12 protein-coding genes are annotated in these 15,602 nt (G+C 38.5%); 8 read left to right on the forward strand and 4 right to left on the reverse strand.

Annotation, left to right across the window (positions count from 1 at the left end; translation table 11 throughout):
* Positions 1 to 166 precede the first annotated feature (166 nt).
* The 5 genes from E6H07_11400 to E6H07_11420 all read left to right on the forward strand — a co-directional run bounded on the left by E6H07_11400 (position 167) and on the right by E6H07_11420 (position 6,191).
* Positions 167 to 1,708 carry a hypothetical protein gene (locus E6H07_11400; GenBank protein TMI63384.1) on the forward strand — a complete coding sequence of 514 codons (1,542 nt, stop codon included), beginning with the start codon at positions 167 to 169 and terminating at the stop codon, positions 1,706 to 1,708.
* 75 nt (positions 1,709 to 1,783) lie between these two features.
* On the forward strand, positions 1,784 to 2,776 hold the full coding sequence (locus tag E6H07_11405) for a hypothetical protein (GenBank protein ID TMI63385.1): 993 nt from the start codon (positions 1,784 to 1,786) through the stop codon (positions 2,774 to 2,776).
* A gap of 99 nt (positions 2,777 to 2,875) precedes the next feature.
* Complete coding sequence (purQ, locus tag E6H07_11410) at positions 2,876 to 3,553, forward strand: phosphoribosylformylglycinamidine synthase subunit PurQ (protein TMI63386.1); 678 nt, start codon at positions 2,876 to 2,878, stop codon at positions 3,551 to 3,553.
* A gap of 145 nt (positions 3,554 to 3,698) precedes the next feature.
* Positions 3,699 to 4,148, forward strand: coding sequence for a hypothetical protein (locus tag E6H07_11415; protein ID TMI63387.1), 450 nt, complete (start codon positions 3,699 to 3,701; stop codon positions 4,146 to 4,148).
* Between the two features lie 75 nt (positions 4,149 to 4,223).
* Positions 4,224 to 6,191, forward strand: coding sequence for a DUF255 domain-containing protein (locus E6H07_11420; GenBank protein ID TMI63388.1), 1,968 nt, complete (start codon positions 4,224 to 4,226; stop codon positions 6,189 to 6,191).
* Between the two features lie 165 nt (positions 6,192 to 6,356).
* Here E6H07_11420 and E6H07_11425 read toward each other — a convergent pair whose 3' ends face one another.
* Positions 6,357 to 6,938 carry a sigma-70 family RNA polymerase sigma factor gene (locus E6H07_11425; GenBank protein ID TMI63389.1) on the reverse strand — a complete coding sequence of 194 codons (582 nt, stop codon included), beginning with the start codon at positions 6,936 to 6,938 and terminating at the stop codon, positions 6,357 to 6,359.
* Positions 6,939 to 7,228: 290 nt separating this feature from the next.
* Between E6H07_11425 and uvrA the strand changes: the two genes are divergently transcribed.
* Positions 7,229 to 10,054 carry an excinuclease ABC subunit A gene (uvrA, locus tag E6H07_11430; protein TMI63390.1) on the forward strand — a complete coding sequence of 942 codons (2,826 nt, stop codon included), beginning with the start codon at positions 7,229 to 7,231 and terminating at the stop codon, positions 10,052 to 10,054.
* Between the two features lie 44 nt (positions 10,055 to 10,098).
* Entirely contained in the window at positions 10,099 to 11,016 is a 918-nt protein-coding gene (locus E6H07_11435; protein ID TMI63752.1) for a DUF4382 domain-containing protein, read from the forward strand.
* Positions 11,017 to 11,081: 65 nt separating this feature from the next.
* On the opposite strand, the gene E6H07_11440 is transcribed toward E6H07_11435, so the two are convergent.
* Complete coding sequence (locus E6H07_11440) at positions 11,082 to 11,900, reverse strand: 3-deoxy-8-phosphooctulonate synthase (GenBank protein ID TMI63391.1); 819 nt, start codon at positions 11,898 to 11,900, stop codon at positions 11,082 to 11,084.
* Between the two features lie 135 nt (positions 11,901 to 12,035).
* Between E6H07_11440 and E6H07_11445 the strand changes: the two genes are divergently transcribed.
* Complete coding sequence (locus tag E6H07_11445; protein TMI63392.1) at positions 12,036 to 12,977, forward strand: L-threonine 3-dehydrogenase; 942 nt, start codon at positions 12,036 to 12,038, stop codon at positions 12,975 to 12,977.
* Positions 12,978 to 13,123: 146 nt separating this feature from the next.
* Here the strand turns inward: E6H07_11445 and E6H07_11450 are convergent, their stop codons facing one another.
* Positions 13,124 to 14,191: a hypothetical protein gene (locus tag E6H07_11450; GenBank protein TMI63393.1), complete on the reverse strand. Its 1,068-nt coding sequence runs from the start codon at positions 14,189 to 14,191 to the stop codon at positions 13,124 to 13,126.
* A 2-nt stretch (positions 14,192 to 14,193) separates the two neighbouring features.
* Entirely contained in the window at positions 14,194 to 15,471 is a 1,278-nt protein-coding gene (locus tag E6H07_11455) for an amidohydrolase family protein (GenBank protein ID TMI63394.1), read from the reverse strand.
* Positions 15,472 to 15,602: the final 131 nt, after the last annotated feature.

Below are 15,602 nucleotides of genomic sequence, written 5' to 3' on the forward strand. Positions count from 1 at the left end.
AAAAAAAATTGGGAAAGGTTGTTTTTCAATTCTTTTTTTGTGTGTAATAAAAATGAAGACAGCATCTCTCTTGTACAATTGTCTTTTATTTGACATACGGCAATAAATTTTTGAAACAGTTTTGGCCCGTATATTGTAATTTTAGAAAGTGAAAAAAATGAAAACTATGTCCTTGATGAAAACGATTGCTCCATTTATTTTTTTTCTGTTCTGTGCCCTTTGTGGATACTCACAACGGATCATTTATTCCGCCCCGGGAAAAGATGATACCCGCCGGATGAATTTTGAAATTGCAGGTAAGGTAGGCGGTAATTTTTTGATCTATAAAAATATCCGGAACAGCAACAGCATCTCCATTTATGATAACGACATGAATGAAATAGCCAACGTTGAACAGGATTACCTCCCGGAAAATGACAAGTTGATCAATGTGGATCTATTCCCATACCCTGATTTCTGTTATGTGCTTTACCAGTACCAGAAAAAAAATATTGTTTATTGTATGGCGGTAAAAGTAGATGGCATGGGAAAAAAAATTTCCGAACTGATCCAACTGGATACAACACACATCAATTTTACCGTCGATAATAAAATATATACTGCTATTGTAAGCGAGGATAAAACCAAGATCGCTATTTTTAAGATCAACTCAAGAAACAGGAAGCTTTACACCATCACTACTTTACTTTTTAATCTTCAGCTTGGATTGCAACGGAAAGACAGGATGACGCTGAAAATGGAAGAGCGGAATGATCATCTTGGCGAGTTTTACGTAGATAATGATGGTGACGTGGTATTTACCAAAATACACAGGGAGTATAGTGACAATATAAGCGAGGCAAGTTTTATCGTTAAATACAGCGATGTTGACAGTTTAACTAATTATACCATCCCTGTTGATAAGATCCTCCTGGATGATATACAGGTAAAGGTGGATAATTATAGTAAGCGCTACCTGTTTACTTCATTTTTTTATACACAGAAACGATCAAATATTGACGGACTTTGTTTCGTGGTGTGGGATAAATCTTCCCGGGAGAAGGTAATGTTTAATAAAATTGAATTTAGCGAAGAGTTAAGACGGGAGGCTAATAAAAACAGTAACTGGCGGGCGGCATTCAATGATTATTTTGTAAGGAATACTGTGATCAGAAAGGACGGTGGTTTTATTATTGGAACGGAATGCTACTACACCACCAGCAGGTATAATTCCTGGAACAGGTATGATTATCTCTACCGTTCGCCCTGGAACACTTCCCAGGTTGATTATTATTCTATCAATTCACCTTATAATGGTAATTATTGGTCACGTTCAGCTTGGAATAGTAGTAATACCCAGTCTGAGCGTTACCAGGCAGAAAATATTGTTATTTTCTCATTTGACAAAACTGGTAACCTTGAATGGAATAATGTCATCACCAAAGAGCAGTTCAATGATGAATCCGATCATCTTGTTTCCTACCAGATGCTAAATACCGGAGGTCAACTCCACTTTATTTTCAATGTGCAGGAGAAAAGAGTACTTTTATTAAATGATTTCAGTGTTACCCGGGATGGGAGTGTAAGCCGTAACCCTACCTTGAAAAACCTTGACAAGGGTTATGAGTTTATGGCAAGATATGGTAAACAGGTAAGTACGAAACAGGTTATCATACCCTGTTATGCCAGGAATAATTTTATTTGCTTTGCGAAAATTGAATTCAATTAGTGAGTAGTGTACCGGTGAAAACCGGATGTGAGGTTTTCTGAGTATTAATAACACTCACCTTTTAATCCTTTATCTGTGATAGGAATATTCAAACAAAAAAATCCGGTTAATTTTTTTCTACTGCTTCTTTTCGGGATACTCATCAAACTTCCTGTTTTTACAACCTACTACACACCTGTTGTAAATGAGTATGACGGTTTTTTGTATAAAATACTTGTCAATTTTTTAAATCCATACAACCAGCATTTTCATGCATTATACCCATTACTAAGTGTTATTATATTGTTTGTGCAAGCCATCATGCTGAATAGTTTTATGAATAGCCAGCGGATGCTCAATCGCCAGAATTATTTGCCCGGCCTCAGTTACCTTGTCATTACATCGTTGTTTCCTGAATGGAACCAGTTTTCCGATCCGATGCTCATTAATACTTTCTTACTGCTCATTTTAATCATACTTTTCAAAACGTATAATCAGTCTGAGGCAAAAGGCCCTGTATTTAATTGTGGTGTTATTTTAGGCGTTGCCACCTTCTTTTTCTTCCCTGTCATTGTGTTTGTGCTTTGGGTTTTTCTTGCCATGATGGTCATTCGGCCTTTTCGATTAAATGAATGGTTACTTTTTTTAGTTGGACTTACAACACCGGTCTATTTTTATGGGGGCTGGCTTTATTTAACTGACAGATGGGATCCTTCTGCATTGATCCCACAACTTAGTTTCGGATTTCCACAACTTCAACAAAACCTCTTTCTTGCCGGCGGCCTTAGCTTGTTAGTGATCCCTTTTCTTACCGGAGCCTGGTATGTGCAGGACAACCTGCGCAAGATGCTGATCAATATCCGGAAGGCGTGGAGCTTATTTTTACTATATATGCTGGGAGCGGTTTTAGTACCTTTTTTACAGCCCGGGATAAATCTCGAAAACTGGGTGCTTATTGTTGTTCCATTTGCTGCATTTCATGCCAGCTCATATATGTACACAGCATGGCGCATCGTTCCTTTACTATTTTTCTGGTTATCTGTTGCTTTTATTCTTTATTACCAGTATTATGAACATGGGTGGAATTGATTAAATGACCATATGAAAAGTGGATAATAACTGGCAACTGTCCCTCCTTCACTTTATCGATATCCTTATCTTTGTTCTTCTTTTTAAAAAATCATCTCAATGAAATTTGGAGTTGTAGTTTTTCCCGGATCTAACTGTGACAGGGATATGTATGATGCGTTGAAATATGATCTCGGGCAGGATGTAAGTATGCTTTGGCATAAAGATAAAGACCTTAGTAAATTCAATACAGAAGATTGCATCATTTTGCCCGGTGGCTTTTCTTATGGCGATTATCTACGTTGTGGCGCTATTGCCCGCTTTAGCCCTATGATGCAAAGTGTTATTGAATTTGCAAATGCCGGCGGAAAAGTATTTGGTGTGTGCAACGGTTTCCAGATCTTATGTGAAAGTCATTTATTGCCCGGAGGTTTATTGCGAAACGGGCATCAGCAGTTTGCTTGCAAAAATGTTTTGCTTACCAATAATAATAGCGATCGTATTTATAAAATTCCTATTGCCCATGGCGAAGGAAGATATTATGCAGATGAAAAAACATTAGACGGACTTGTAGCAAACGACCAGGTGATATTTTATTACTGTAATGAAAAAGGAAGGATCACTGATGCGTCTAATCCGAATGGCTCAACCAGGAATATTGCTGGTATATGCAATGCTAATCGTAATGTGTTTGGTATGATGCCACATCCTGAAAGGGCAACCTCTGCTGCTCTTGGCAACACAGATGGCCATGAGATCATACGGACCCTGCTTATGGCAGAAGAATTGGTCAGCTAATACAGCCTGTTCGTAAAATTCCTCTTCCCGTTTGTCCGTTTTGTTACAATATTGCAGTTCAAATAGGGTTACTTTGGTAATGCAAAATTTTAACAGACAGTCAAGAAAAAAATAATGATTTTTGTATGATAGAAATAAATAAAATATGAAGAAACTCTTTTTTTCTATTGCTACACTTTTTATAGGAGCATTTGTATATGCACAAAACCCCATAAGCTGGACGTTTTCAGCAAAGAAGGTTGATGATAAAACTTTTGAAGTGCATATGACTGCTACGATACAGAAAAGCTGGCACTTGTATTCACAAACTCAGCCCGAAGATGCAGTTGCAAACCCTACCTCTTTTACAATTACTGCCAACCCGTTACTAAAACTCGATGGAAAGATCAAAGAAGTAGGTAAAATGGAAAAATTCGTTGACAAAGAATTGGGTCTTTCTGCCAACCAATACTCCGACAAAGTCGATTTTGTACAAGTGGTAAAGTTGAAGGGAAGTGTAAATACTAACCTGAGCGGAAGTGTAGAGTTCCAAACCTGCGATGACAAAAAATGCCTGCCCCCGAAAACTATTAATTTTAATGTTGCGCTGAAATAAACAGAACTGTTTTTATATAACCTATATAAAACGGGTTCTTGTTATGAGAACCCGTTTGTTTTTTAATAAGTTGCTATGTCGAAAAAAATACTTACCGGATTTTTCCTACTGATTGCTTCACTCGTTAATACTAAATTAATAGCGCAGGATACAGTTTCAAAGTATCAATGGAATGTTTCTTCCAAAAAAATTGCAGATAAAAAATATGAACTGATATTTTCTACACAGGGCCACGCAGGCTGGCAGTTATATGCACCTAACCAGGAGCCGGGCGGTGTAAAAGCAGTTGAGATGATCATTAAAGATTCATCAATCACAATCGAAAAAGAATTTGCTGAATCTGGCGTTTCAAAAACTTTCAATAGTCCATTTTTTGAGAACGCATCGGTAAAAGTATATGAAGGACCAACAGAATGGAAAGCAAGCATTGCGTTCAAAGATGTGGTACCGGCAGAGTTACAGGGTACTTTAACTTATTACTTCGGAAATGGTACGACTTTTTTAGGCGATCTGCCGTTGAATTTTTCAGTTGCATTAGAAGGCGGTATATCTACTGCTTCGGTTATTAAAGTTGCTTCAATCGATATTTATGATCCTGTAAAGAAATGCGGTGATGACGGAACAAAAAATAAAAGCATACTCAGCATATTTCTGTTAGGCATTTTGGGTGGGTTGATCGCATTATTGACCCCCTGTGTATTTCCAATGGTTCCGGTTACAGTTACATTCTTTACAAAGAAATCAGTTGATAAAAAACAAGGAGTTGCAAATGCCATCATGTATGGCAGTTTTATTTTTCTTATTTATGTTTTAATAACTGTTCCCTTTCATGTAGCCAGCAGCTCGATCAATAAAGAGATTTTTAATAATATTTCTACCAATGTTGGGTTGAATATTTTCTTCTTTGCAATATTTGTATTTTTTGCCCTTTCATTTTTTGGACTGTTTGAAATAGGGCTACCGTCGGGATTGGCCAATAAAGTCGATTCTAAATCCGGTCTTGGAAATATCGGTGGTATCTTTTTTATGGCGTCGACACTCGCCATCGTTTCATTTTCATGTACGGGTCCTATTCTCGGCACATTATTAGTTGGCGTGGCTGACCAGGGAGCATGGCCACTTACTGCAGGGGCCGCCGGTTTTGGATTAGCCTTGGGTTTACCGTTTGCTTTGTTTGCTATGTTCCCTACCTGGCTGCAATCATTGCCAAAATCCGGAGGTTGGATGACGGATGTAAAAGTGGTATTAGGTTTTGTGGAGCTGGCACTCGCAGTAAAATTTCTATCTAATGCTGATTTGGTTAAACAATGGGGATTGCTAAAACGTGAAATCTTTATTGGCTTGTGGATATTGATTGGATTGTTAACTGTTTTATATCTCGTTGGATTATTAAAGTTTTCCCACAGCTCCCCTGTAAAAAAATATTCTTTTACCCGGATTGCTTTTATCGTACTGTTCGCTTCTTTTACGATCTATCTTATACCCGGACTTACAAATACAAAGTATGCTGATCTGAAATTGATCAGTGGTTTCCCGCCTCCGCGTACTACTTATAGCCTTTATAGTTCAGCAACCAAGCATAAGGAAATATTTGAGCCTATGCAGAATGACTACAAAGAAGCATTGGCTTTGGCAAAAAAAGAAAACAAACCAGTGCTGATTGATTTTACAGGATGGGCATGCGTTAACTGTCGCAGGATGGAGGAAAAAGTATGGCCCAATAAAATTGTTGACAGCCTGATGCGGAATGAATTTGTCGTCGTTTCATTATATGTTGATGAAAGAAGAAAGCTACCACTTACAGAAAGGACAACAGTTAAACTTTCTGATGGAAGTGAGAAATCAATTATTACGGTAGGGGATAAATGGGCAACTTTTCAAATTGAAAACTTTGGCGCTACTTCACAACCTCAATATGCCATCATCACTGCCGATCAAAAAGCATTGACAAAAACAAAGTACTATACACCCGATGCGGATGAGTTTATCGAATGGCTGAAATGCGGACTCGATGCACATAAAGAAGTAAGCGAAAAAAAATAATTCACAGAAGATCAAAATACAAAACCGCCGCATACAATGGTTTTTCTCCTTGTAGCGGCGGTTTAATTAAGTGTCATCCTATGCCAGCCCGGTTGTAAGCAATCGAAAACATGTTACTGTTTCTGATTCTCTCCGGCGGAGACACAGGATGACAAGAACTTGGATTTATAAAGCAATTTGTTTTTGTATCATCATTTTGCGCAGGTTGATCAAACCATAACGCATACGACCGAGTGCCGTATTAATGCTACAATCAGTCATTGCTGCTATTTCTTTAAAACTTAAATCGGCAAAGTGACGTAACACTATTACTTCACGTTGATCTTCGGGTAATTGATCAAGCATCGTTCTAACACGGTCATGACTTTGCTGGCGGGTCATTTTTGTCTCCGCACATTCATCACTGAATTTTATTACATCAAAAATGTCATTGTTCTCGCTGTTACGGATAGTAGGCGTACGTTTTACTTTACGGAAATGATCCACGCATAAATTATGTGCTATTCGCATAGCCCATGGAAGAAATTTTCCTTCTTCGGTGTAGCGGCCACCACGCATGGTATCAATAATGCGGATAAAAACATCCTGGAAAATGTCTTCGGCAAGGTATTTGTCTTTTACAAGGAACAAAATTGAAGTATATAACTTCTCTTTATGACGTAATACCAATGCTTCTAATGCATCAGAATTCCCCTCGGTGAAAAGTTGGATCAGTTCGTGATCCGTTTTTTTGGATAGTGCTTTCATAAACTAACTAGTTTTTGCCTGGTTGCGGTAGTACAAACAGACTGGTTTAAGGATATTGGTTGACAGTAAAATTTAAAACAGTAAAAATTCGTCGTGTAGATGTTTATGCTATAGGCGGGAAGTGTTTTTGGTTTTTCATTTTGTTTATTTGGATATTGGACTTTAAAAGTAAAACTTTCTTGAGTTACTCCAAATATTTTATTGCGTTTGTTGCCCCAATTTGGTAAAAAAAATGTTAATGATTCCCTCAAATACGCATTGGATAAGGCTTTACATTTGCTCTTCGTGATATGAGTGAATTAATAAAAGGGCAGAAATCCCCGAAAAGCAGTTCCGTAATTTCCGCAACAAACATCTTTATTAAAGGTGCAAGGGTGCATAACCTCAAGAATGTTTCGGTCGAAATTCCCCGTAATAAGCTGATTGTAGTCACAGGGGTATCCGGCTCGGGTAAGTCCTCACTAACTATTGATACTCTTTATGCTGAAGGCCAGCGGCGATATGCTGAAAGTCTGAGTGCCTATGCCCGCCAGTTCCTGAACCGGATGAACAAACCGGATGTGGATTACATAAAAGGATTGTGTCCGGCCATTGCCATCGAACAAAAAGTAATAACAAGAACACCCCGTAGTACAGTTGGCAGTATGACAGAGTTGTACGATTATCTCCGATTATTGTTTGCAAGGATCGGAAAAACGTACTCACCTGTTTCGGGCCGACAGGTAAAAAAGGATGATGTAAAGGATGTGGTTGAGGCGATAAAGAAATTGAATGAAGGCGATCGTGTTTATATTCTTACCAAACTCAAGCAACATAAAAACAGGAACCTTAAAGAAGAACTAAACATTTTGGTCCAAAAAGGTTTCTCAAGGATGTATCATGCAGGTGAAATAATGAGGATCGAAGAACTGCTTGAATTAAATGATAAAGAGCTTAAGTCAAAGGCTCCTGATTATATTCTTGTTGACAGAATTGTGGTAAAAGATTTTGATGAAGATGATATCCATCGATTATCAGATTCTATTGGCACAGCTTTTTACGAAGGTGAAGGTGATGTTTATCTCGAAGTGCAGACAACTGGTGATTCAAAACCGGCAATTCACCATTTCAACAACCGTTTCGAATTGGACGGCATGCTGTTCGAAGAACCGCAGCCCAATCTTTTTTCCTTTAATAATCCATTTGGTGCATGTCCGGTATGTGAAGGCTTCAGCCAGGTGCTGGGTATTGATGCTGACCTGGTGATACCCGACAGAAGATTGAGTGTGTATGATGGGGCTGTGGCGGCATGGAGAGGAGAAAAGTTGGATTGGTGGCGTCAGCAATTTATCAAACGGTCAAAGCTGGTGAACTTTCCAATTCATAAAGCCATTGCTGATTTAACTGATAAACAAATACAGCAATTATGGGAAGGTGTGGATGGAATTGGCATCAATGATTTTTTTAAAGATGTAGAATCTCAGTTATACAAAGTGCAGTACAGGGTTTTATTAAGCCGCTACCGCGGCCGTACTCAATGTACAGAATGTAAAGGTTATCGTTTGCGCAAAGAAGCGCTGTATGTAAAAGTGTATGAAAAACATATTGGAGAACTAAGTGAGCTGCCAACAAAGGATTTAAAAAAATGGTTTGATGAACTGGATGCGAAGCTCAGTGAATACGACAGGCAGGTCTCAAAAAGAATTTTAATAGAAATAAATAATCGGCTCGATACATTATTAAATGTTGGTCTGGGTTATCTCACCATGAATCGTCTTGCCAATTCATTAAGTGGTGGAGAAAGCCAACGGATACAATTGACAAGAAGTTTAGGCAGCAATCTTACCAATTCATTGTACATACTCGATGAACCTTCTATTGGTTTGCATTCACGGGATACTGCCAATCTTATTCGGGTATTAAAAAGTTTACGTGACCTCGGTAATACTGTTGTTGTAGTTGAGCATGACGAAATGATGATGCGTGAAGCTGATCATATTATTGATATGGGACCGCTGGCATCTCACCTGGGTGGCGAAGTAATAGCCGAGGGTGATTATGATGATATCATTTCGAACCCGATGAGTCTTACAGGAAAATACCTGAGCGGTAAATTGAAAATTGAACCACCTAAGTCTGTACGCAAATGGAACCGTAGTATAAAAGTAGAAGGGGCAAGACAGCATAATTTAAAAAACATAACAGTTGAGTTTCCATTAAATGTGCTTTGCGTAGTGAGTGGTGTCAGCGGAAGTGGCAAAACGACTTTAGTAAAACAAATTCTTTATCCTGCCTTACAAAAAATAAAAGGTGAGTTTGGTGATAAGGTAGGTTTTCATAAAGCTATAACTGGTGATGTAGATGGTATTGCACAAATTGAAATGATAGATCAGAATCCCATTGGTAAATCATCACGCAGCAACCCGGTTACGTACATCAAAGCATATGATGAAATAAGAGACCTGTATTCCAAGCAACCGCTGAGTAAGATGCGTGCCTTTATGCCTAAACATTTTTCATTCAATGTAGATGGTGGACGATGCGATACCTGCAAAGGAGAAGGCGAACAGGTAGTAGAGATGCAGTTCCTTGCCGATGTACATCTTGTTTGTGAAAGCTGTGGCGGAAAAAGATTTAAAGAAGAAGTATTGGAAGTAAAGTATAAAGACAAAAGTATTTTTGATGTCTTAGATATGAGTGTGGATGAAGCAATAGATTTTTTTATTACTGAGCCTTTCATTTACAGGGCTATACAACCGCTGAGTGATGTTGGGTTGGGTTATATCAAACTCGGTCAATCATCAGATACGTTATCAGGTGGTGAAGCGCAACGGGTAAAGCTGGCTTCATTTCTCGGTAAGAAAAATGCAACGGATAAAATTCTCTTCATCTTCGACGAACCAACAACGGGGTTACATTTTCATGATATAAAAAAATTACTTACATCATTCAATGCACTCATTGAACAGGGGCATTCCATTATTGTTATCGAACATAATACCGATGTTATACGTAGCGCCGATTGGCTTATCGATCTCGGACCAGAAGCAGGTGATGCAGGCGGTGAAGTAATTTTTACCGGCGCACCGGCACTCATCAAAAAAAATCAGCGTTCCCACACAGGTAAGTATTTTTAAACATCTTTGGAAAAGCAGGTTGTATTTTTTTTATTAAAACAATGATGGCGGGAATCGGAAAATTGCTTCTGCTGTATGATCCGAAACATGAAAAACCCTTAGATCTTTCCTGTTTTGGCACCAATCTTGTCTTATTCGTTCTACTAAAAACACAAACCTTGAAAAAGATTTTATTGTACTCTGCCCTATTCGTATCTACCCTCAGCATCAGTTTATTAGCTTGTAAAAAAGGCGGTTCCGGAACAGACGGAGCTAATAAAGCAAAACTCCAGGTTTACCTTACGGATGACCCCGGTGATTATGAAAAAGTATTCATTGATGTACGGGATGTGCAGATCAATGTAAGCGGCGACTCTGTGAACGGTTGGCAAAGCCTGCAAGGTGTAAATCCAGGAGTATATGATCTGCTTACCTTAGTAAATGACAATGATACATTGCTGGCCGATGCTGATATTCCTTCAGGACGTTTGGAGCAAATGCGTTTGATATTGGGACCCGATAATTTTGTGAAACTACAGGGCGACCCAACGATGATAAAATTAGAAACACCCAGTGCAGAGCAAAGCGGTCTTAAACTGAATATACATGCGGATGTTGTAAATGGTATTCTTTATGTGATCACCCTGGATTTTGATGTAGCTAAATCAATAGTAAAAACAGGCAATAAGAAATACAAACTCAAACCGGTAATCAGAACAGTATTGTCTGCTGTCGGCGGATCCATAAAAGGTTTTGTAAGACCTGATACTTTCCAGACAGTAGTACATGCAATTCTTGGCCCGGATACAGTGAGCACATTTACGGGCACCAACGGCGGGTATATGATCAAAGGCTTGCCAGCAGGTAATTATAAGTTATACTATATGCCTTCCAATAGTACATTCAGAGATAGTTTTCGATTAAATATTCCTGTAGTGCTAAATACAGTAACAACAGTGGATACAATGTTCCTGCACCAGTAGCAGTAGGAACATCTATCAGCAATAAAGAAAAATAGTCCCGGTCAAAAGTCGGGACTGTTTTATTTTCAGACAACTGCTTTTCTAAGTTTTACTAATTGCTTTAACAGATCTTCGAGCAGATCAAGCTTGAGCATATTGGCTCCATCACTTTTTGCAATGGAAGGATTGGGATGTGTTTCTATAAACAAACCATCAGCACCGGTTGCGATAGCTGCTTTGGCAATAGTGCCGATCATTTGCGGATTGCCACCAGTCACACCACTTGTTTGATTGGGTTGCTGTAATGAATGCGTACAATCCATTACTACCGGCGCAAATTGTTTCATGATTGGGATATTACGATAATCAACAACAAGATCCTGGTAACCGAATGTGGTTCCTCTTTCGGTTAGCAAAACATTTTTATTATTTGCGTTTTGAATTTTTGTTACAGCAAATTGCATTGCTTCGCCACTTACAAACTGTCCCTTCTTTACATTCACGATTTTTCCTGTTTCGGCAGCGGCAATTAACAGATCAGTTTGGCGACAGAGAAAAGCCGGTATCTGTAGAACATCAACATAGTTTGCAGCAATTGCTGCTTCCAGTGCTGTATGAATATCTGTTGTGGCTGGTAAAGAAAATTTCTTTTTAACGTCAGCGATCATCTTTAAAGCAGTTTCATCACCAAGGCCGGTAAATGAAGAAGCAGATGTACGGTTTGCTTTTCTATAGGATGCTTTGAAAATATAAGGGATGCCAAGATTTTTGCAAATGGTTGAAACCTTATCTGCAATTTCATTGATCATTTCTTCGCTTTCTACCACACAAGGTCCTGCGATCAAAAAGAAATTGTTTTCATCGTATGATTGATGGGCAAATAAATCTTTCAGGAATTTTTCCATAGCGGCAAAGATAAGGAGTCAAAAGTCTTTGTATAATCTTAGCTGCTGGTAAGGGGTTGAGTAAGTCGCCAATCAAAAGAATTAGGATTTGGAATTTGCAATCCGGAGTTTGACATTTGTGCCTAATCGTTTGCTATGCTTAAAGAAAAAATCCTAGTTATTGGTGCTTCCGGACAGATAGGAGTAGAACTTACTCTTGCATTAAGAAAAATATATGGTAATGCAAATGTGGTTGCTTCCGATCTGCGGGAGCAAAATCCTTTACTTGAAGGAACGGGACCTTACGTAAGCCTTGACGTAATGAATAAAGAAATGTTGCATGTGCAGGTGATCCGTCAAAATTTTACACAGATCTATTTACTGGCAGCTATTCTTTCTGCAACGGGAGAAAAAAATCCACATCTTGCCTGGCACTTGAATATGCAGGGCTTATTGAATGTGCTTGATATTGCAAAAGAAGAAAAAATTCATAAAGTTTACTGGCCTTCATCCATTGCTGTATTTGGCCCTACAAGTCCGAAGCAGAATTGTCCGCAACAAACGATAATCGAACCGACAACTGTTTATGGTATTAGTAAATATGCCGGTGAATTCTGGTGCAATTATTATCATCATCGTTTTGGTATTGATGTTCGCAGTCTCCGTTATCCCGGTTTGATATCCTATAAATCTGCACCGGGTGGTGGTACTACAGATTATGCAGTTGAAATTTATCATGAAGCACTGGAAGAAAAAAAATATGAATGTTTCCTGAAAGAAGATACTTACCTGCCGATGATGTATATGCCGGATGCTATCCGTGCAACGATAGAACTGATGGAAGCACCGGCGGAAAAGATTTCTATTCGTACATCTTATAATATTTCAGGAATGAGTTTTTCGCCAAAAGAAATTTCGGCTGAAATAAAAAAACATATTCCTGATTTTTCTATAACATACAAACCCGACTATCGCCAAAACATCGCTAACAGCTGGCCGCAAAGCATTGATGATTCGGTTGCAAGAAGGGACTGGGGCTGGAAAGAAGAATATGACCTGGAAAGAATGACTTCTGATATGCTGGAAAACCTGAGGTAGCAATCGGCAATCACCAGTCAGCAGTTTGCAGTTGGTAATCAGCAGACCAGACACCCAATCTTTAATTTGATATTCTTATTGATAATAGAGTAAAAGCAGTTTTATAGGTACTTGACTGCCGAATGGCGATTGCAGACTGCGACTGATCAATACAGTTTTCCATCTTCATAATTCAGTTGAAAGAAAAGGTGATAGGCCTTGCCATAATCTTTTATGATATCATAAGTGGTTTTGCCAATCAGTATTTCACTTGTAATTGATTTCTTCTTGGAGTTTAATGCCACTTGTTGAAGATCAGCAAAAACAAATTGTCCGCCAACAGGAAATAAACGTATGAAGTATCCATTGCCTGTATTGTAAAAAAGATATCGGCCATTATAGTATCCCCAGTATTTGGTACAGGGTTCCACAAGTCCGTTCTTAATAATGTTCACATGTGCAGCCACAACATCTCTTTCATAATAATCTTTATAAGGAATAATATCAATGCTGTCAGTAATGGCTTTTTGGTTTAAAAAATCTTCATAGCTCATGTAAACACCATAAGTATAACGGCGTGGTACAGATGATTTTTTTTTAATGATATAATTATCCAGCCTGTCTTCTGAAATAACATTTTTTGAGCTTTCTCGTTCCCCGGTTTTTAATTTAGGAATCTCCAGTTGAATTAAATGAACCAGCGAGTCAAACAAATGCTGGCTTGTAATTTCTTCATCATAGTTAAGGTTTATGTTCCCGGTAAATCTTTTCAGTGGATAATAATTAGTATCACGGGCCGTAAAGCATTCAATATTGTATTGCAGTTCCGATAGCAGGTTTTTTTTCAAAATATTATACCTGCTATCTGCATGATAAGTGATCCAGCATTTCTGTATCACTATGATCATTTTCCGGTCAGCATTTTCATCCAGGCCAATACCTTGCGTAAAAATATTTTTTATGATCTCATTAAGCGGAGTGGCAAGACGTATTTCCCTTGGGGCTTTTTTATATTCCGGGTGAAAACCAATTTTGGTATTATCAAACCGGTTATCTATTATTTCAATGCGGTAAACAGGTAAATTATTTTTAGCAACAGGTAATAAGTTGGGCGATACAAGATGTGTTTGCAGAAAATTCGGTGATGGAGTATATACCATTGACATTCGCTGCCCCCATACAGCCACTGGCATCTTGAAGATGCTTATGAAAAATATCAAACACCAACGCTTCATTTTTATTGTTTATAGATCACACCGTCTTTCATCACAAAGACTACTTTGTTGAAGGCATCGCTGCTTGTCAACGGATTACCATCTACAGCTACTATATCGGCCAGTTTCCCTGTTTCGATGCTTCCCAGTTTATCTTTTTCTCCTAACAGATCAGCTGCATTGATCGTTGCTGATTTTATCGCTTCCATTGCAGGCATTCCTGCCTCTATCATATACTTAAATTCAAGCCAGTTCAGTCCATGTTTGTAAACACCGGCATCGGTACCAAAAGCAATTTTTACACCAGCCTTATATGCTTTTGCAAAAGTGCCTTTTATTTTAGGGCCTATCTCCAATGCTTTAGGTACAACCAGTGGTGGGTAGTAGCCTGGTTTTTTTGCAGAATCAGCAACAGCCTGTCCTGCAGTAATAGTTGGCACATACCATGTTCCGTATTTTTTAAATAACTCAATTGCTTCGTCGTCCATTAATGATCCGTGTTCAATTGAATTTACACCGGCACGGATGGCCCGTTTCATTCCTTCTGCACCATGAGCATGTACTGCTACTTTAAATCCATAATCTTTTGCTGTTTCCACGATAGCTTTTATCTCCTCTTCTGTAAATTGAGGATTTTGTCCGCTTTTAGCAACACTTAATACACCACCGGTAGCAGTAATTTTTATGAGGTCAGCTCCGTCTTTATAACGCTGCCTTACAGCCTGGCGACAATCATCAACTCCATTTACAACCCCTTCATTCGGACCGGGGTTTCCCATTAGATCTTTGCGATATCCATTCGTGGGATCTGCGTGTCCGCCGGTTGTTCCAATCGCTTTTCCGGCCGTATATACTCTGGGACCTTTTACCAATCCTTTATTAATGGCATTGCGCAAAGAAATATTTACTCCACTGCCACCTAGATCCCTGACAGTTGTAAAGCCACTCATAAGTGTCACTTCAGCAAAACGAATAGAATTAAATGCGATATCGGCAGGATTCAATTGAAATACTTCGAGGTAACGGTTGGGATTAGTTTCCTGTTCAAGATGTACATGCATATCCATCCATCCGGGCATAACAGTTTTGGTCTTAAGGTCAACAGATTTTGCTCCGGCAGGCAAATTGGTAAATCCGTTTTCTATAGAAACAATTTTATTCCCATCGATCACAATAGTTACGTTGCTTTTTGGTGCATCAGAAATAGCATCGATCAATGTACCACACCAGATATAAGTTTTTTGTGAAAAAACTGTAAGTCCGGATATTCCAAAACAAATAACAAAAAATATTTTTCTCATAATCATGGTTTAACATTAAAAGTAATGAAACTGTTGCAATGCAACTGAATTCAAAAAGCCGAAAAAAAACTCATTGAAAAATAGTGGGGGGGGGGGTATAAATGTTACCTTGTTAAAAATTTTATCTCCAA

It is taken from the genome of Bacteroidota bacterium, assembly GCA_005882315.1.
Classification (GTDB): Bacteria; Bacteroidota; Bacteroidia; order Chitinophagales; family Chitinophagaceae; genus VBAR01.

Bases quoted from the DNA above. Each gene is read 5' to 3' on its own strand.
- E6H07_11400 (TMI63384.1), top strand. From the start codon at position 167: ATGTCCTTGATGAAAACGATTGCTCCATTTATTTTTTTTCTGTTCTGT.
- E6H07_11415 (TMI63387.1), top strand. From the start codon at position 3,699: ATGAAGAAACTCTTTTTTTCTATTGCTACACTTTTTATAGGAGCATTT.
- purQ (TMI63386.1), top strand. From the start codon at position 2,876: ATGAAATTTGGAGTTGTAGTTTTTCCCGGATCTAACTGTGACAGGGAT.
- E6H07_11455 (TMI63394.1), bottom strand. From the start codon at position 15,471: ATGAGAAAAATATTTTTTGTTATTTGTTTTGGAATATCCGGACTTACA.
- E6H07_11425 (TMI63389.1), bottom strand. From the start codon at position 6,938: ATGAAAGCACTATCCAAAAAAACGGATCACGAACTGATCCAACTTTTC.
- uvrA (TMI63390.1), top strand. From the start codon at position 7,229: ATGAGTGAATTAATAAAAGGGCAGAAATCCCCGAAAAGCAGTTCCGTA.
- E6H07_11440 (TMI63391.1), bottom strand. From the start codon at position 11,900: ATGGAAAAATTCCTGAAAGATTTATTTGCCCATCAATCATACGATGAA.
- E6H07_11445 (TMI63392.1), top strand. From the start codon at position 12,036: ATGCTTAAAGAAAAAATCCTAGTTATTGGTGCTTCCGGACAGATAGGA.
- E6H07_11450 (TMI63393.1), bottom strand. From the start codon at position 14,191: ATGAAGCGTTGGTGTTTGATATTTTTCATAAGCATCTTCAAGATGCCA.
- E6H07_11420 (TMI63388.1), top strand. From the start codon at position 4,224: ATGTCGAAAAAAATACTTACCGGATTTTTCCTACTGATTGCTTCACTC.
- E6H07_11435 (TMI63752.1), top strand. From the start codon at position 10,099: ATGGCGGGAATCGGAAAATTGCTTCTGCTGTATGATCCGAAACATGAA.